The sequence below is a fragment of the Amycolatopsis sp. NPDC050768 genome (assembly GCF_040654155.1).
In the GTDB taxonomy this organism is placed as follows: Bacteria; Actinomycetota; Actinomycetes; order Mycobacteriales; family Pseudonocardiaceae; genus Amycolatopsis.
Genome location: NZ_JBFAHL010000001.1, coordinates 424,993 through 441,817, shown reverse-complemented (window position 1 = coordinate 441,817; position 16,825 = coordinate 424,993). Strand labels below are relative to the sequence as shown.

General features: G+C 71.9%; 15 protein-coding genes. 5 read left to right on the top strand and 10 right to left on the bottom strand.

The genetic code is table 11. From position 1 onward, the window contains the following. Nucleotides 1-47: 47 nt before the first annotated feature. The gene (locus tag AB0H62_RS02190; RefSeq protein ID WP_360583606.1) at nucleotides 48-1,091 is read right to left on the bottom strand and encodes an alcohol dehydrogenase catalytic domain-containing protein; all 1,044 of its coding nucleotides are present in this window, start codon (nucleotides 1,089-1,091) and stop codon (nucleotides 48-50) included. A gap of 136 nt (nucleotides 1,092-1,227) precedes the next feature. Here AB0H62_RS02190 and AB0H62_RS02185 point away from each other — a divergent pair, with 136 nt between their 5' ends. Further along, a complete protein-coding gene (locus AB0H62_RS02185) occupies nucleotides 1,228-1,839 on the top strand; it encodes a rhomboid family intramembrane serine protease (RefSeq protein ID WP_360583604.1) in 612 nt (203 codons plus the stop codon). 54 nt (nucleotides 1,840-1,893) lie between these two features. Here the strand turns inward: AB0H62_RS02185 and AB0H62_RS02180 are convergent, their stop codons facing one another. Then, nucleotides 1,894-2,442 carry a DinB family protein gene (locus AB0H62_RS02180; RefSeq protein ID WP_220246163.1) on the bottom strand — a complete coding sequence of 183 codons (549 nt, stop codon included), beginning with the start codon at nucleotides 2,440-2,442 and terminating at the stop codon, nucleotides 1,894-1,896. A gap of 130 nt (nucleotides 2,443-2,572) precedes the next feature. Here AB0H62_RS02180 and guaA point away from each other — a divergent pair, with 130 nt between their 5' ends. Continuing rightward, nucleotides 2,573-4,129 (top strand): glutamine-hydrolyzing GMP synthase, encoded by a 1,557-nt coding sequence (gene guaA, locus AB0H62_RS02175; protein ID WP_220246164.1) that lies wholly within the window; start codon nucleotides 2,573-2,575, stop codon nucleotides 4,127-4,129. 83 nt (nucleotides 4,130-4,212) lie between these two features. Here the strand turns inward: guaA and AB0H62_RS02170 are convergent, their stop codons facing one another. Both AB0H62_RS02170 and AB0H62_RS02165 read right to left on the bottom strand, forming a co-directional pair. Further along, nucleotides 4,213-4,425, bottom strand: coding sequence for a hypothetical protein (locus AB0H62_RS02170; RefSeq protein ID WP_255638644.1), 213 nt, complete (start codon nucleotides 4,423-4,425; stop codon nucleotides 4,213-4,215). Then, nucleotides 4,418-5,725: a PspC domain-containing protein gene (locus tag AB0H62_RS02165; RefSeq protein ID WP_220246166.1), complete on the bottom strand. Its 1,308-nt coding sequence runs from the start codon at nucleotides 5,723-5,725 to the stop codon at nucleotides 4,418-4,420. The genes AB0H62_RS02170 and AB0H62_RS02165 overlap by 8 nt, the downstream gene beginning before the upstream one ends. 302 nt (nucleotides 5,726-6,027) lie before the next feature. Here AB0H62_RS02165 and AB0H62_RS02160 point away from each other — a divergent pair, with 302 nt between their 5' ends. Both AB0H62_RS02160 and AB0H62_RS02155 read left to right on the top strand, forming a co-directional pair. Beyond that, nucleotides 6,028-7,272 (top strand): ATP-binding protein, encoded by a 1,245-nt coding sequence (locus AB0H62_RS02160; protein ID WP_255638781.1) that lies wholly within the window; start codon nucleotides 6,028-6,030, stop codon nucleotides 7,270-7,272. A gap of 7 nt (nucleotides 7,273-7,279) precedes the next feature. Continuing rightward, entirely contained in the window at nucleotides 7,280-7,987 is a 708-nt protein-coding gene (locus AB0H62_RS02155) for a response regulator transcription factor (RefSeq protein ID WP_255638645.1), read from the top strand. On the opposite strand, the gene AB0H62_RS02150 is transcribed toward AB0H62_RS02155, so the two are convergent. Then, complete coding sequence (locus AB0H62_RS02150) at nucleotides 7,984-8,901, bottom strand: DMT family transporter (protein WP_220246169.1); 918 nt, start codon at nucleotides 8,899-8,901, stop codon at nucleotides 7,984-7,986. The genes AB0H62_RS02155 and AB0H62_RS02150 overlap by 4 nt on opposite strands. A gap of 104 nt (nucleotides 8,902-9,005) precedes the next feature. Here AB0H62_RS02150 and AB0H62_RS02145 point away from each other — a divergent pair, with 104 nt between their 5' ends. Beyond that, entirely contained in the window at nucleotides 9,006-9,908 is a 903-nt protein-coding gene (locus tag AB0H62_RS02145; RefSeq protein WP_220246170.1) for a LysR family transcriptional regulator, read from the top strand. Nucleotides 9,909-9,930: 22 nt separating this feature from the next. On the opposite strand, the gene AB0H62_RS02140 is transcribed toward AB0H62_RS02145, so the two are convergent. The 5 genes from AB0H62_RS02140 to AB0H62_RS02120 form a co-directional block, all read right to left on the bottom strand. Next, nucleotides 9,931-11,076 (bottom strand): serine/threonine-protein kinase, encoded by a 1,146-nt coding sequence (locus AB0H62_RS02140; protein ID WP_220246171.1) that lies wholly within the window; start codon nucleotides 11,074-11,076, stop codon nucleotides 9,931-9,933. A 13-nt stretch (nucleotides 11,077-11,089) separates the two neighbouring features. Next, nucleotides 11,090-12,733 carry a serine/threonine-protein kinase gene (locus AB0H62_RS02135; protein WP_360583599.1) on the bottom strand — a complete coding sequence of 548 codons (1,644 nt, stop codon included), beginning with the start codon at nucleotides 12,731-12,733 and terminating at the stop codon, nucleotides 11,090-11,092. A gap of 212 nt (nucleotides 12,734-12,945) precedes the next feature. Further along, nucleotides 12,946-13,839, bottom strand: a complete 894-nt coding sequence (locus AB0H62_RS02130) for a hypothetical protein (protein WP_220246173.1) — start codon at nucleotides 13,837-13,839, stop codon at nucleotides 12,946-12,948. A 291-nt stretch (nucleotides 13,840-14,130) separates the two neighbouring features. After that, nucleotides 14,131-16,143, bottom strand: a complete 2,013-nt coding sequence (locus AB0H62_RS02125) for a hypothetical protein (RefSeq protein WP_360583597.1) — start codon at nucleotides 16,141-16,143, stop codon at nucleotides 14,131-14,133. A gap of 336 nt (nucleotides 16,144-16,479) precedes the next feature. Continuing rightward, nucleotides 16,480-16,785, bottom strand: coding sequence for a hypothetical protein (locus AB0H62_RS02120; protein ID WP_220246174.1), 306 nt, complete (start codon nucleotides 16,783-16,785; stop codon nucleotides 16,480-16,482). Nucleotides 16,786-16,825: the final 40 nt, after the last annotated feature.

Below are 16,825 nucleotides of genomic sequence, written 5' to 3'. Positions count from 1 at the left end.
CGTGCCGTGTGAACCCCCACCCTTACGGGGCTCACACGGCGCGTCGGTCACGGCTTGACGAGAACCTTCAGCGCCTCGCGGTCGGCCATCGCCTGGTAGCCCGCGGGCACGTCGGCGAGCCCGATCGTCCGGTCGAACACGCGGCCCGGCTGGTAGCGGCCCTCGAGCACGTCCGGCAGCAGCTGCGGGATGTAGTGGCGCGCGGGGGCCACGCCGCCGGTGATCGTGATGTTGCGCGTGAACACCGGGCGCCCGATCGGGCCCTCCGGGTACTGCGGCACGCCCACGCGGCTCAGCGCACCGCCCGCGCGCACCACGCCGAGGCCCATCTCGAACGCCGCCTTGGTGCCCACGCACTCCAGCACGGTGTGCGTGCCGTGGCCACCAGTCAGCTCACGCACGCGCGCGATGCCCTCGTCGCCACGCTCGGCCACGACATCCGTCGCGCCGAACTCGCGGCCCAGGTCGGTGCGCGCCTGGTGGCGTCCCATGAGGACGATGTGCTCGGCGCCGAGGCGCTTCGCGGCCAGCACGGCGGACAGGCCAACCGCGCCGTCGCCGATCACGGTCACCGCCTTGCCCGGCGCGACGCGGGCGGTCACGGCCGCGTGGTGGCCGGTGGAGAACACGTCCGACAGCGTGAGCAGTGAAGCGAGCATGTCGTCGGAGGTTTCTTCAAGCGCCAGCGGGAGCTTCACGAGAGTGCCGTCGGCCTGCGGTACGCGCACGGCCTCGCCCTGACCGCCGTCCACGCCGTCGACGCCCCAGTTGCCGCCGTGCAAGCACGAGGTCTGCAGCCCCTCGCGGCAGAACTCGCACGTGTTGTCCGAGTACACGAACGGCGCCACGACCAGGTCGCCCTTGCGCACGCTCGTCACGTCGGCACCGGTTTCCTCCACGACGCCGAGGAACTCGTGGCCGATCGGCCGGCCGTTCTCCTGCGCGGGCATGCCGCCGTACGGCCACAGGTCGCTGCCGCAGATGCAGGAGCGCACGACGCGGACCACGGCGTCCGTCGCCTGGGCCACCTTCGGGTCGGCCACCGTCTCCACGCGGACGTCGCCGGCGCCGTAGATGAGTGTCGCTCGCATAAAGATCCTTTCCGGGTTTTCGCCGTCATCTGTTCCGAGTCATCCGGGCCGGGATTCATTCCTCATGACGCATGCCCCGGCCGTGTCATGACAAATGTCCGGGGTGCTCAGCCGCGTCTCCACTTACGTTCGGAGCATGACCAACCCGACCTCGGAACGCTGGCACAGCAACCCGTTCGTGGCCGTCTTCGACCGGATCGGCCCGCGCCGGGTACCCGTCCTCACAGGCGCGGTGTTCCTCGTCACGGCGGCGGCGCTCGTCGCCCAGCTCGCGGTGCCGGGGCTGCTGGAGCACGTGCGGCGCGACGGCGCGGCGATCGACACCGGACAGTGGTGGCGCCTGCTCACCGGCATGTTCTTCCAGGACGGCGGACTGCTCGGCGGCGTCTTCAACCTGGTGATCCTGGCGATCTTCGGCACGCTGGCGGAGAGCTACTTCGGCCGCGTGCGCATGTTCGTCCTGTACTTCGGGTGCGGGCTGTTCGGCCAGTTCATGAGCTACGTCTGGCTGCAGCCGGTGGGTGCGGGCAACTCGATGTGCGTCGCGGGGCTCATCGGCGCGCTGGCCGTGGCGCTGCTGCGGGCGCCGGCACGCCACGGCGTGCAGCTGCCGACGCAGGCGTTCGTGGTGCCGATCCTCGTGGCGCCGCTCGCGGTCGTCGACACGCTCGTGCACGACAACCACGGCCTGCCCGCGTTGCTGGGCATGGCACTCGGATTCGCGCTCCTGCCCAAGGTGCGCGGCTAGCTCGGGGGCCCTGGGGGTACGACGGCCCGGTCGGGGGACCGGGCCGTCGTTGTGTCACTTGCTCCGGTAGAGATCCCGCAGCAGCAACACTTCCGCGCAGTGGTGGATGGTCTCGCGGTTGATGTGCAGCACGAGCGCGGCCATCGGGTACTCGGCGAACGGCCCCTCGGCCTCGCCCACCGGACGGGCGAGCGCTTCGGCGTCGAGCCCCCGCACGCCCTTGATCCAGCTGTCGTACGCGGAGTCGAGCTGGTCGAGCGCCTCGGCCGCGGTGCCGGCGTAGGGGAAGGTCTCGTAGCTCATCGCCGGCCCGCCGAAGTGCGACGCGGCGCGCATGCCGAGCACGCCGACGATGACGTGCGAGAGCCGCCACGCGATCGTGGTGACGGGCGGCGGTACCGGCTCCGGGTACGCGAAGTCGACGGTGAAGTCCCCTGCCCCGGGCCCGTCCGGCTTCTCCGCACGCGGGCGCACGGTCCAGCAGTTCGGCACAGGTTGCCAGAAGTACTCGTCGTCCCCGAGCCCGTCGAGCCGCGAACGCACGTGGTGCTGCCAGTGCCAGTCGAGTTGGTCGTGCAGTTCGGTGGTCCATTCGACAGTCATGGGGGAACGGTAAGACGCTTCGCGGACAGGTGCGGTCCTCATTCGGAGGCCAGTCACGGGGTGAGGGCGGCGTGACCCAGCCCACCTGGGACTATGGAGGCAAAAGCGCTCATTCGCCTGGAGGTCGTAGGTGGCCAATCCCACCGGTCCGGTACTCGTCGTCGACTTCGGGGCGCAGTACGCGCAGCTGATCGCCCGCCGCGTGCGCGAGGCGCAGGTGTACTCCGAGGTCGTGCCGTCGAGCTCGACCGCCGAGGACCTGCTGGCCAAGAACCCGTCGGCGATCATCCTGTCGGGCGGCCCGTCGAGCGTCTACGCCGAGGGCGCCCCGGGCATGGACCCGAAGCTGGTCGAGGCCGGCGTGCCGATCCTCGGCATCTGCTACGGCCACCAGCTGCTCGCGCGGGCGCTCGGTGGCATCGTCGAGCCCACCGGCGTCCGCGAGTTCGGCCGCACCGACGTGCGCGTGGTCGGCGAAGGCGGACGGCTGCACGCCGGTCTGCCCGGCCACCAGACGGCGTGGATGAGCCACAACGACAGCGTCACGAAGGCGCCCGAGGGCTCCGTCGTCACCGCCAACTCCGACGGCGCGGCCGTGGCCGGCTTCGAGGACGTCGACCGCGGCTTCGCCGGCGTGCAGTACCACCCGGAGGTGGCGCACTCGCCCCACGGGCAGGAGGTGCTGCGCCGGTTCCTGTCCGAGATCGCGGGCATCAAGCCGCAGTGGACCACGTCGTCCATTGTGGACGAACAGGTCACGCGCATCGCCGAGCAGATCGGCGACGGACGGGCGATCTGCGGCCTGTCCGGCGGCGTCGACTCGGCCGTCGCGGCGGCGCTCGTGCAGCGCGCGATCGGCGAGCGGCTCACGTGCGTGTTCGTGGACCACGGCCTGCTGCGCGCGGGCGAGCGCACGCAGGTGGAGCAGGACTTCGTGGCGGCGACGGGCGTGAAGCTCGTGACCATCGACGCGCGCGAGCGGTTCCTCAGCGCGCTCGCCGGCGTGACCGACCCGGAGCAGAAGCGCAAGATCATCGGGCGCGAGTTCATCCGCGTGTTCGAGCAGGCCGAGCGCGACCTCAAGGCGCAGGGCGACTACAAGTTCCTCGTGCAGGGCACGCTCTACCCCGACGTCGTCGAGTCCGGCGGCGGCGAGGGCACGGCGAACATCAAGAGCCACCACAACGTCGGCGGCCTGCCCGACGACCTGCAGTTCGAGCTCGTCGAGCCGCTGCGCCTGCTGTTCAAGGACGAAGTGCGCCGCGTGGGCCTCGAGCTGGGGCTGCCCGAGACGATCGTGCAGCGCCAGCCGTTCCCCGGCCCCGGCCTGGGCATCCGCATCATCGGCGAGGTCACGGCCGACCGGCTCGAGACGCTGCGGGCGGCCGACGCCATCGCGCGCGAGGAGCTCACGTCCGCGGGCCTGGACCAGGAGATCTGGCAGTGCCCGGTGGTGCTGCTGGCCGACGTCCGCAGCGTCGGCGTGCAGGGTGACGGCCGCACCTACGGCCACCCGATCGTGCTGCGCCCGGTGTCCTCCGAGGACGCGATGACCGCCGACTGGACGCGGCTGCCGTACGAGGTGCTGGAACGCATCTCGACGCGCATCACCAACGAGGTGCCGGAGGTCAACCGCGTTGTCCTCGACGTGACGAGCAAGCCGCCGGGCACCATCGAGTGGGAATGAGCTGAACGCCAAGGGGCCCCGTCGGGATTCGACGGGGCCCCTTCGCGTTCGGTGGTGTTTGAAGGTCAGTGGTGTTTGAAGGGTCAGTACCGCTTGCGCCGCAAGGAAGCCGCCAGCAGCAGCACTCCGATGAACACCGCGCCACCCGCGACAACCCAGCGGAAGTCGAAGGCGGGCAGCCAGCTCGCGCCGTCGGAGAGCACGTAGCCCGAGACCAGCAGGGTCGCGAGGCCGACGATCAGGGTGATCACGTCCACGCCGCGGCGGCGGGTCGGGATGTTCGAGTTGTCAGCCACGGAGCACCTCCACGCTGCCGGCACCGTTGGTCACGTTCAGGGTGATCTTCTGCCCGCCCGGCCCGTCGTCGCCGAAGTCGGTCCCGGTCAGCGCCCCCTGGCCGACGCCGCTCGTGGAGCGGTCGAGGCAGTCGACGTCGCCGGCGGAGTTCTTGCAGGTGTAGGTGACATCGGCGTTCGCCGGCACGGTCACCCGGGTGTCGCCGGCGCCGTTGCTGACCGAGGTGGTGATCGGGTCGCCGGCCGGCAGCTGTGTCAGGTCGAGGTCGATGTCGCCCGCCGCGTGCCGGTACACCGGCTGCAACTCGGCCACCGAGTGCGGGGTCGCGTCGAGGTCGCCGACGCCGCCGCGCAGGTCGATGCTGTTGAACGCACTGGTCGTCATGATCATGCCGACGATCGCGAGCGGCAGCGCCACAGCGATGAGCCCGCGTGAGCCGCGGACGAACGCGCCGGCCACCATGCCGACGCCGAGCACGCCCAGCACCAGGCCGATGATGTGGCGCACCGAGAACCAGTCGACGCCGTTGAGGTTCAGGACCACGCCCACGCCGGCCACGACCACGGCCGCCGCCATCGTCACCGAACCGATCTTCGACCGCGGCTGCCGCGGCTGCGGGGCCGGATCGTCGGACTCGTAGTGGTAGGGGTTCTCCGGCGGCGTCGGCCCCGCCGGGTCCGGCAGGTCCCAGCCCGCCGGATCGGCGGCCAGCGGGTCCCAGCCGGGAGCGGCGGCGCCCATGGGTTCCGTCGTGGTGTCCGTCATCGTGAAGGCTCCGGTTCCGGGCACGGCCTGGGCCGTCTCATACGCGGGGTACGCGACGACCGGCGCCGGGCGGTTGTCCTGTCCGCGGCTGCGGTGCAGGAGGTAGAGGCTTGCCGAGAGCAGCGCGAACCCGATGAGGCCACCGCCGTCGAACCAGCCGTTGCCGAACGTGAGACCGACCGCCGGGATCAACGCGATGGTGAGCACCACGGCGAACGCCTTCGACATCGTCGAGCGCCCGCGGCCGATCATCGCCTCGAAGCCCGACGTCTCGTCGCCCTCGCTCGGGAACAACAGCCAGCCGAGCAGGTAGAACACCAGCCCGAAGCCGCCGAACACCATCGCCGCGACCAGCGCCACCCGGATCACAACTGGGTCGATGCCGTACCGGTTCCCCAGCCCCGCCGCGACCCCCGCGACCTTGCGCCCCACGTGCGGCCGGCGCGGCCGGCTCACCCAGAAATCCTTCACCGTCTCCTCGAAGCCGTTGAAAGGATTCGACTTCGGGCTCGGCGCCTCATTCGCACCACTCATACGGCAAAGCATGCGCGACCCGCGGCGGCGCCACATCGGGGACGTTCCCTGAGGTTTCCCCTGAGTGCCGCCGGTGTCCGGGGCGTGATCAGGGGCTTCCCCGATGTCAGAACTGTTCGCGGCGTGTGACGATGGACGGCGTGCAGGACTTCCTCGACCTCGGCGCCGCCGGGCAGGTGAGCGACCCGGCCCGGGGGCCGGTGCCGCCTGCCGTCATGACGGCCACCGCGGCTTCCGGCGCCCCGGGGACTTCCGGGACGTCCGGGGCCTCCGAGGTCGCCGGGCAGCCCGGGCGGCCGAAGATGCACCGGCGCCGCAGCGGGCGGGCCGTGGCCGGTGTCGCGGGCGGGCTCGCGGACCACCTCGGCGTGCCCGTGCTGTGGGTGCGCCTGGCGTTCGCGCTGCTCGCGGCCCTCAACGGCGCCGGTTTGCTCGCGTACGGGCTTCTCTGGGTCTTCGTGCCGCAGCAGGCCGAGGACACCGCCGAGGTCGACAGCAAGAAGGCCACGAAGGAACGTCAGCAGGCGTTCGGCCTCATCGCGCTCGGCATCGGTCTCGCCATCGCGAGCGGAACGCTGTCCGGCACCATCCGCGGCTGGGTCGCCGTGCCGCTGGCCATCGCCATGCTCGGCGCGGCCGTGGTCTGGCGCGAGGCCGACGAATCGCAACGCCGGCGCTGGCGCACGGGGGCGCGCGACGGCGTCACGGGCGCGTTCGTGGGCGGCGGCGGCCGCAGCGCCGCGATCATCCGGATCCTCGCCGGCGTGGCACTCGTGGCCACCGGCATCGGGGTCGTCGTCTTCCGCAGCGGCAGCTTCGACCAGGTCAAGTTCGCCCTCATCGCCGTGCTCGCCACGCTGGTCGGCGTGGCCGTGCTGACGATCCCGTTCTGGCTGCGCCTGGTCCGCGACCTCGGCGACGAGCGCCGGGCGCGCATCCGCACCGACGAGCGCGCCGAGATCGCCGCGCACCTGCACGACTCCGTGCTGCAGACGCTCGCCCTGATCCAGCGCCAGTCCGACCAGCCGCACGAGGTCGCGCGGCTGGCGCGCGGCCAGGAGCGCGAGCTGCGCGGCTGGCTCTACGGCCCCGGTGGCTACGGCAAGCCGAGTGACAAGAAGTCGAAGGAGCAGGAAGAAGGCGCCGTCCCGCTGTCCGAGGCGCTCGGCGCCGCGTGCGGCGAGGTCGAGGACACCTTCGCGATCTCCGTCAGCCAGGTCGTGGTCGGCGACGTCGAGATCGACGGACCCCTCACGGCCCTCGTCCAGGCCGCCCGCGAAGCGCTGGTCAACGCGGCCAAGCACGCCGGCGTCGACGAGGTCAGTGTGTACGCCGAGGTCGAACCCACCGAGGTCACGGTCTTCATCCGCGACCGCGGCAAGGGCTTCGACCCCGAGGTGGTCCCCGCCGACCGCCACGGCCTCGCCGACTCGATCCGCGGCCGCATGGAACGTCACGGCGGCACCTGCAGGCTGCGCACCGCGCCGGGCGAGGGCACCGAAGTCCAGCTGGCCATGCCGCTCAAAGCGGCCAAGGGCGCGGCGTGACGTCGCTATGCTCAGGCTGGGCGACAACGAGCGAGGGAGCAGCACGGTGACGGAGACCCAGCGCGAGCCGGTCAAGGTGTTCCTCGTGGACGACCACGCGCTCTTCCGCGCCGGGGTCCGCACGGAGCTCGACTCGATCACCGACGAGGTGCAGGTGGTCGGCGAGGCCGGTTCGGTGGCCGACGCCGTCGCCGGCATCGCGCGCACCAAACCGCAGGTCGTGCTCCTCGACGTGCACATGCCCGACGGTGGTGGCGCCGAGGTGCTGCGCCGCGTGCGCCCGGAGCTGCCCGACGTCGTGTTCCTCGCGCTGTCGGTGTCCGACGCCGCCGAGGACGTGATCGCCGTGATCCGCGGCGGCGCGCGCGGCTACGTCACCAAGACCATCTCGTCGAAGGAGCTCGTGCGCGCGATCGTCCGAGTGGCCGACGGCGATGCCGTGTTCTCCCCGCGCCTGGCCGGTTTCGTGCTCGACGCGTTCGCCGACCGCCCCGGTTCGGCACCGATCAACGACCCCGAGCTCGACCTGCTCACCCCGCGCGAGCGCGACGTCCTGCGCCTGCTCGCGCGCGGCTACGCGTACAAGGAGATCGCGTCGGAGCTGTTCATCTCGGTCAAGACGGTGGAGACGCACGTGTCGAGCGTCCTGCGCAAGACCCAGCTGTCCAACCGCTACGAGCTCTCCCGCTGGGCCTCGGACCGCCGGCTCGTCTAGGCGGCGGGCTCCGCGGCCACCAGCGGCTTCGGGGCCACGGCCTTCTTCCGCTGCACCCGCGTGAGCGCGACGCCGCCCAGCACCACGACCATGCCCGCGATCACGCGGAAGCTCAGCTGCTCGTGCAGGAAGATCGCGCCCAGGGCCACCGACACGATCGGCAGCAGGTACCCGACCACCGACGCCGCGACGGCGCCTTCGCTGGCCAGCAGCTGGTAGTTGAGGGCAAACGCGATCCCGGTCCCGCCGATGCCGAGGATCACCACGGCGAACGCGGCCAGCGGCGTCAGGTGCACCGGCGACAGCCCGCCGAACGGCACCACCAGCACGAGGAACCCGGCGGCGATCATCATCTGCCCGCCCGACAGCGCGTAGGGCGAGTCGCCGGTGTCCGAGAGGTAGCGGCCCTCGTAGACGAACGCGAAGCCGTAGCTCGCCGCCGCCGCGAGGCAGGCCAGCGCGCCCCAGCTCAGCAGGCCGGACGCCTCCCACGGCGCGAAGATCAGCAGGATTCCCGCCAGGCCCACCACAAGTCCGGCCGCGCGCATCGCCGTCATCCGGTGGCGGACCCCGAGGAACGGCGCCACCACGAGCACCCACAGCGGCGTCGTCGAGTTCAGCACGCCGGTGATGCCGGAGTCCACAGTGGTCTCACCGATCGCGAAGAGCAGGAACGGCAACGCGTTGTGGAAGAACGCGGCCACGGTGAGGTGGCGCCACGTGCGCTTGTCCGTCGGCAGCCGGCGGCGACCGAGCCGGCACAGCGCCACGAGCACCACGGCGCCGAGCACCAAGCGCGCCAGCACCAGCTGCACCGGCGAGAACGCCGCGAGCCCCAGCTTGATCCAGAAGAAGCTCGAACCCCACATCAGTGCCAGCGCGGCAATCCTGAGCAGGGTCTTCGTCTCGCCCACCCCGGTTCCTCCTTCTCGGCCGAAGTTCAGCCTGACCCCGCCCAGACGTAAGGACAAGCGAAAATAACTGCAGGAACGCTTAAGCAGAGCTGTAGAATTCGGCCATGCTCGACGTGCGGCGAATGCAGGTACTGCGCGCGGTGATCACCAGCGGGTCGATCACCGCCGCGGCGCGGAACCTCGGGTACACCCCGTCGGCGATCAGCCAGCAGCTCTCGGTCCTCGAACGCGAGGCGGGCACCGAGCTGCTCGAACGCGTCGGCCGCGGCATCCGGGCCACGCCCGCGGGCGTGCTGCTGTCGGAGCACGCCGAGACGCTGAGCGCGGAGCTGGCGCGCGCCGAAGCGGCGTTGACGGAGCTCAAGGAGGGGCGCACCGGCAAGCTGGCCATCCGCTACTTCGCCACAGCCGGCGCTTCGGTGATCCCGCACGCCGTGGCCGCCGTCCGCCGTGAGCACCCCGGCGTGTGGCTCGACCTCAAGCTCGTCGACCCCGACGACCCGATGCCCGAGGTGGAGGAGGGCCGCGCCGACGTCGCGATCGTCGTCTTCCCCCGGCCCGCGCCGCCGGCGAAGGGGATCGAGCTCGTGCACCTGCTCGACGACCCGTACCGCGCGGTGCTGCCCCGCGCGCACCCGCTGGCGCGCAAGCGCGTGCTCGACCTGACCGACCTTGCCGACGAGCCGTGGGTGGGCGTGGACCCGATGCCCGGGATGTGCCGCGCGATCCTCGACGGCGCGTGCGCTTCGGCCGGGTTCGCGCCCAACATCGTGGTCGAGTCGGAGGACTACCTCACGGCGCAGGGCTTCATCGCGGCCGGGCTGGGCGTGGGGCTGGTGCCGGAGCTGGGTGTCGGGCCCGCGCACCCGGGCGTGGCCGTGCGGCGGATCCGCAACCCCGAGCCGTGCCGGATCATCCACGCCGCCATCGCCGCGCGGGCCGTCGGAAATCCGGCTGTGCGGACGCTGATCGACGCGATGCGTCAGGCGACGGCGAAGGTCGCCTGACGGCTCAAACGACTCTGACTGCTCAGACGAAGAACAGCTCGGAAACGCCGATCCCGATCAACACCGCGCACAGGATCGCGGCGACCATGAGGATCAACTTCCGGCGGGCGGCCGCCTTCTGCCGCACCTCCGCGGCCGACACCGCCTGCTGAGCCGCCGACGGCACGAACCGCGCGGACGGCGGCTGCAGGGGCTGCTGCTGCACCGGCTGCTGCTGGGGCGGGATCTGCTGCGTGGGCTGGGCGGCCATCGGCTGCTGCATGGGCTGCGGTGCGGCCGGCGCGTAGGGCACCTGCTGCACCGGCATCTGCATCAACGGCCCCGGCTGGCCCGGCTGCTGCGGGGGCAGCGGCCACGACGCGGGCATGGTCGGCATCGCGGGTGCCGTCGGCGGGATGAACGCGGTCTGCTCTCGGCCCTCGGTGATGGCGCTGAGCGCGGCCACCGTGTCGGCCATCGTCGGACGTGCCGTCGGGTCCATCCGCAGCATCTTGCGCAACGCGGCGGCGAGCACCCCGGAGTTCTGCGGCGGCCGCTCGGACGCCTCGCCGTCCTCACCGAACGGCGGCACGCCCTCCACGGCCGTGTACAGCGTGGCGCCGAGCGAGAACACGTCGGCGGCCGGCGAGGCCGGGGCACCGCGGGTCACCTCGGGCGCGCGGTAGGCGGGGTGCGCCCCGCCGCCGGTGATGCCGATGTCGGTGAGCTTCACGCCGCCGTCGTCGGCCAGCAGCACGGTGCCGGGTTCGAGCGTGCGGTGCACGATGCCGGCCGCGTGGATCGCCGCCATCGCGTCGCCCAGCATGATCCCGAGCGACGCCGCCTGCTCGGGCGTGAGCCGTCCGTGCTCGGCGAGGAACGACGCCATCCCGCGCGACGGGATGTACTCCATCACCAGCCAGACGTCAGGTCCGTCGGGCAGCACGTCGTACACGGTGATCGCGCTCGCGTGATCCACGCGCGCCGCGTCCTTGCCCTCCTGCATCACCGCGGCGCGCGCTTGCTCGGCGCGGTCCGGCGGCAGGCCGACGGGCAGGTACATGCGCTTCATCGCGACCGTGCGGAACAGCCGCGTGTCGAACGCTTGCCACACGATGCCCGCGCGGCCGCGGCCGATCGGCTGGTCGAGCCGGTACCGGCCGCCGACGATGGTGCCTTCTGAACTCAAATCTGTTCCTGGATCAAGGGTTGGGCGTCACGCTCGGAGTGTCCGACGTCGTCTCCGAAGGGGTCGTCGTCGGAGTTGTCTTCGGCGTAGACGGCTTCGTCGGGGTCTCCTGCTCGGACGATGTCTCGCGCGAAGGTGTGTTCCGCTGGGAGGTCCGGCGAGACGACGACGTCTCGCGTGAAGAGGACTCCTCTGAAGAGGACGTCTCTTCCTCGCTCGTGGTTGCTTCCTCGCTCGAAGGCGCCGTGCCCGTGGTCGGAACCACGTTCGAAGACGTCGCCGGGGGAGCGGGCTGCTGCGAAGCGTCGGGCGGGTTGTTCGAGCTCAGCAGCCACACGCCGAGCGCCACCAGGCCGACCACCACGATCGCGCCGATGATCGCCGGCTTCTTCCACGCGCCGGGCTTCTCGTCCTCGTCGTCGGTGGGGCTGGTCTGGGCCCGCGGGGGCGGCGGCTCGTCGTAGCCGTCGTCATACCCGTCGTCGTACTGGTCGTCGTACTGGTTGTAGGCGTCGTGGGTCGGCACGGACCGGGTGGCGGCCAGGCCGTTGCGGCCCGGGTCGCCGTACAGCGGCGGCTCGCCCTGGTACTGCTGGTCGTACCGGTCGTAGTCGTTCTCGGGATACGCGGCGGCCGCGGGGTACTCGGCCTCGTCGTCGTAGTACTGCTGCGCCGGGCCGGGCGCGTCGAGCAGCGTGCCAGAGTGCGCGGCGTCGTCCATGTCCTCTTCGGGGAACAGGTGCGTGGCGGCCGCGCCGGCCACGGCGGCAGCGCCCAGCGTGCCGGCCGAGGCCACCATCACGGTCTCGCCGGCCGGTCCGCCCAGCGGCGTTTCGCCCCGTGCGACGGAGGCCAGCAGCTCTTCGCACTCCTCGGCGGTGGGCCGGTGGTGGATGTCGGGGTGCAGCAGCACGGCGAGCACGCTGGCGAGCGGGCCCGACTGGCGCGGCGGGTTGATCTGCCCCGCGGCCACGGCGTGCAGCAGGCTCAGCGTGTTCTCCGACAGCCCGAACGGCGGCTGGCCCTCGCACGCGGCGTACAGCGTGGAGCCGAGCGAGAACACGTCGGACTCGGGGCCGGGGTCACCGCCGATCGCGACCTCGGGCGCGAGGTAGGCGGGCGTGCCGGCGATCATCCCGGTCTTGGTGACCGTGACGTCGTCCTTGGCGCGCGAGATGCCGAAGTCGGTGATCTTCACGGTGCCGTTGCCGGCCAGCAGGATGTTGCCCGGCTTGATGTCGCGGTGGACGATGCCGACGGCGTGCGCCTCGCGCAGCGCGGCGGCCACCTGCGCGCCGATCCGCGCGACCTCCAGCGGCGGCAGCGTGCCGCGCTCCTGCAGGACCTGGGCCAGGCTCGTGGAGTTGAGGTACTCCATGATCAGGCACGGCTGCCCGTTGTCGTCGGTGACGACGTCGAACACCGAGATCGCGTTGGGGTGGTGCAAGCGCGCGGCGATGCGGCCCTCGCGCATGGTGCGCTGCCGGGCGTCTTCGGCGTCGTGCTCATCGAGGCCCGGCTGCATCAGCAGCTGCTTGACGGCCACCGTGCGGCCCAGCACCTCGTCGTGTGCCTGCCAGACGGCACCCATCGCGCCCGAGCCGATCCGGCCGATGATGCGGTACCGGTCGGCGACCAGACGACCCTCGTCGCTCACGCGACCTCCCTTTGGGGCTCCGACTGCCCGGAGCGGGACGTGCCCACCCCGAAGATGCGACCTCGAACCGGCCGCAGCACCGCAGCGTAGGCACCTGTCGTGGGCCGTGTGCCGGTTTTCCCGAGACCGGCCCGTGACAAGGCTAGGCGTTCACTCTGTGCACACACACTCGGCACGGTCTGATCGTCTACCCGGAACAGGATCGTCGCAGGTCACGAGAATGCGACGGCGGAGAGCAGTCGCGCTTCGGAGATGACATCGCGCTCCACGACGTCGAACAGCTGCGTGACGCGGAGCAGTGTTCCGTCGGCCTGGTGCAGCACCGCGACGGCGACCACCGAGCCGTCGTCCTGCACGCGGGCCTCCTGAACGTCGATCGAGCGGGCCGCGCTCCACGCGCGGACCAGGCTGCCGGCTTCGCCCTGGGCGAGCCCGGGGGCGAGCAGCGCCAGCGCGCTGTCGGGGTTCTTGTCGATCGAGGCGTAGAAGGCCTTCACGGCCTTCAGCTTGTCGGCGTCGGACGCGGTCTCCGCGCTCGTGGACTCGGTGTGCTCCGAGGGAGGCGTGCTGCTCGGCGCGGACGTGCTGGGCGTGCCGGCCTGCTCCGTGGTCGAGCCGATGTCGTGCGTGGGCTGCGTGGTGCCGGCGCCGGACTCGGCCTGCGTGCCTTCGCGGTGCCCGGACGTGGTGCCGCCGGAGCCGTGCTCCTGCGAGCCGGGCACGGCCTGGCCGCCGAGCGCGGCGGCGCCGCTGAAACCGGTGGGGATGGTGTCCTCGGCGACCGGCGTGGTCGGCCGGGGCCCGCCGCTGAGCAGGGCCGCGGTGACCACGGCGCCCGCGACGAGCGCGCCGGCGCCGACGAGGCCCGCCTGCTTGGCGCGGCGGGCGAAGCGGCTCTCGGGCTCTTCGGCCGGCTCGGCGGATCTGGCGGTCTCCGCGCGGTGCGACCGCGGCGGCAGGTACTTCTGCGGCTCGCGGAAGACCTGCTCGAGGTAGTCGCGGTCCGCGTCGCCGACGCCGTCGAGCAGCTCGGGAGGGATCACGTCCTCGACGCGGACGGCAGTGACCTCGCGGGTCTCACGCCGTGTGCGCTGCCGATCAAGCACGAAAGTCCTCGCTCTGGGGGTTCGGGGGGACGACGGTACGGCCGTTCGGTCGTACGCCGCTGGTCCGGACGGCCGACTCGTGGTCGGATCCAGACCTGCTGTCGCCAGGTAACCCTGTGGCGACGGGCACCCGCCAGGCTCAGTCGCCGGAATGCCGTCGTCATACGACGAGCGGCAGCTTATGTCACCCACCCGGACCAAGTTCAACCGCTTACCGCACCGCACGTGCATCGGAACGGGCAGTTTGCACCTGCACGAAACGCGCGGCCCATGCCGGACGATCATGCCTGGTCAGGCGCCGTCGTCGGCGATCTTCTCGTCGTCGCCGAAGGTGAGCGTGCGCTGCTCGATGGTCTTGGTGCCATCGGTGTGGGTCACTTCGAGCGTGTTGACCGTGGTGTTGTTGTCCGGGTCGATCTCGACCTTCTTGACCTCGAAGTACGCGACGTTCGCGTAGCGCTGGCGCAGGCCCTGCGAGCCCTCCTGCTTGAGGTCCCCGGTGGTGACGGCCGCGGCCTCCGAGGGGTCGGTGGTGACGTTGTTGAAGAACCTCTCCGTGTTGTCCCCCATCGCCTTGGGGTCCGGGGAGGTCTCGTAGAAGACGTTGGTCGGCGAGGTCTCGCGCTGCGCCGGGGTGACCGGCGGCTTCGCGGGCGGCCGCGCCGGCGTCGATGTCGGCCCGGTGGTGATGGGATCCGACGAGTCTCCGCTGGACGAGGAGTCCGGCGGCGACTCGTCTTCGCTGGTCTCGGAGCCCACGGCGTTCTGCGGGTGCGTGTCCGGGGCGTCGTCCCGGGTGCCGGAGCGCCCGCCGCCGGAGCTGCTGCTGTCCTGCGGGTCGCCGCCCGCGCCACCCGTGCCGCCCTGCTGGCCGAGCGACGGGTCCGGGAGGATCAGCGGGTTGCCGCCGTTCTGCCGGCCCGGCCAGCCGCCGCCGAGCGCGTCGGTGGTCGTGGTGGGTCCGCCGACGAGGAAGGTCCCGGCGAACAGCAGCCCGACCACCACCGCGCCCGACGCGCCGGTCGCGAACCACGCTGCCTTCCGCCACGTCTTGGGCGGGGTTACCGACGCGGGCACGGAGCCGAGGTCGAACTTGCCGAGCCCGTCGAGCAGGGGAGCGGCGTACACGCGCACTTCGTCGTCTTCGTCGAGCGAGGCCTCGTCGAACGGACCGCGCACCCGCGGCTTGGCCGGGGCCCGCAGCGTGACGCGCTGGCGCCGCGGGGGCTCGGGCTTGGCCGGCTGCTCGGCGGCGGGCTCCGGCGGCGCGCTCAGCTCGATGTGTTCGCGGGCGAGCTCGGCCTCGTCGTGCTCCGGGGGCTGCGGCTGGGCCAGCGTGGCGGCGGTCGCCGCGACCCGCTCGCGCCGGCTGCGGCGCACCTGCGGCCGGCCGAGTCCGTCGTGCATCGGCATGTCGGCGAGCGAACGCGTGGTCCCCGGCGCCGCCCAGGCGCGGTCGATCTCGCTCACGGGCTGGGGATCAGGCACCACGGCCTGTCCGGTGGGCAGGCGCCGCTCGTCCTGCGCGAACTCCGGTGCGCCCTCGCCGGACTCCGGCAGCACTGCTTGCCCGGCGAACGCACGCGGTTCTGCCTCCGGACGGGGCTCGGCGAGGTCGTCGGTCCGCGGAAGCACGGTGTGTCCGGCGGGCCCCTGTTGTTCGGCCTGCGCGGACTCCGGCCCCGCCGCGTCGGCGAGGTCACCGGACTGAGCTCCGCTCCAGAACGACTCGGGTTCGGGCGGGCCGTCGATCGAGCCGGCCTCGTCGAGGCGGCCGGCGGTGAAGCCCCGGTCACCGTGGCCGGGCTGGGGCAACTCGGTGCGGCCTCGCGTCGGCGGTGCGTACGGCCCGCGCCCGTTCAGCGCGTGCTCGGGGAGCGCGTCGTAGGCGCGATAGTCCTCATGGACGCGGTGCTCGTCGCGCGGCTCGTCCGGCCTGCGCGTCGGCTGCGGGAGCGGGATCGGGCGGCGCGGGTGCGTCTGCCGGGCCTGCTGGGGCTGCGGCAGGAGCACGCCGGGCCCTGGCACGGGCAGAGTCCCGTGCGTCGGCGCGAACGTCGAGCGCGGATCGGCCGCTCGCCGGCGAGGTGGGGGCAACGGCAGGGCGCCGGCCGGGGCGTCGATGTGCTCGCCGCCGGGCCGGTGGCGGTGGTGACCTCCGCCGTGTGGCGGGACCACGGGCGTCCACGTGTCCGTGTCCTGAAGACTGCGAGCCCGGTGCCTGCCCGGCACCGTGACCTCCGCGGCCGTCACCGTGTCCGGGTGGCTCGAGCTTCTCGACCCACCCATCGCGTTTCCCGTCATGCCCGTCCGACCCCTCCCCGGTGTGGGCGTGACGGCGCCGGCACTCCGATCAACCCGATCGGAGCAGAGGCGCGAACGGAGTCACTTGCGACCACACTTGCGAACTCCCGCGCATCTGCACGCGCACGCGGCAGTGGGCGCGCGGAGCCGCAGCTACCGCGCGTCCTCCGGGCGTCGCCCGACCCAGACGCAAGGGTCCTCACGAACCCAAGAGTAGGAAACCGCCAGGCGAAAGTCTCTGGGCAACCTGCAACTTGCACAGGTTTCACTCTGTCGGGGACGACCGAACGGGCGTGGGGTCACGCTACGCAGTGCAATCGCCCCAGGTAGAGCAGATCACCCTCCGCTGCGGTACTTCTCTCGGGTCGTCTGGAGAGCCTTCGTCGCCACAGCACCGCTACCGATAGCAATCACAATGGCGATGACGTCGGCTACGCCTGACCCGGAAGTGAGCAGCCACGCGAACAGTGATGCCGCCGTGGTACCACCGGCGACCGCCCAGCGGCTGCGCACGTACTGCGCGACGGGCGCACCGCCGGCCCGCTTACCCGCTGCGTTGTTCAGCAGCGCCAGGTACCCGACATGGCCCAGTGCCGCCAGCACGCTCGCGATCGCGATGATGACGGCGATGACGTTAATCATGGGTCCAGTCTGCCCGTTTTTGCGGACCGGCGGATCGGGG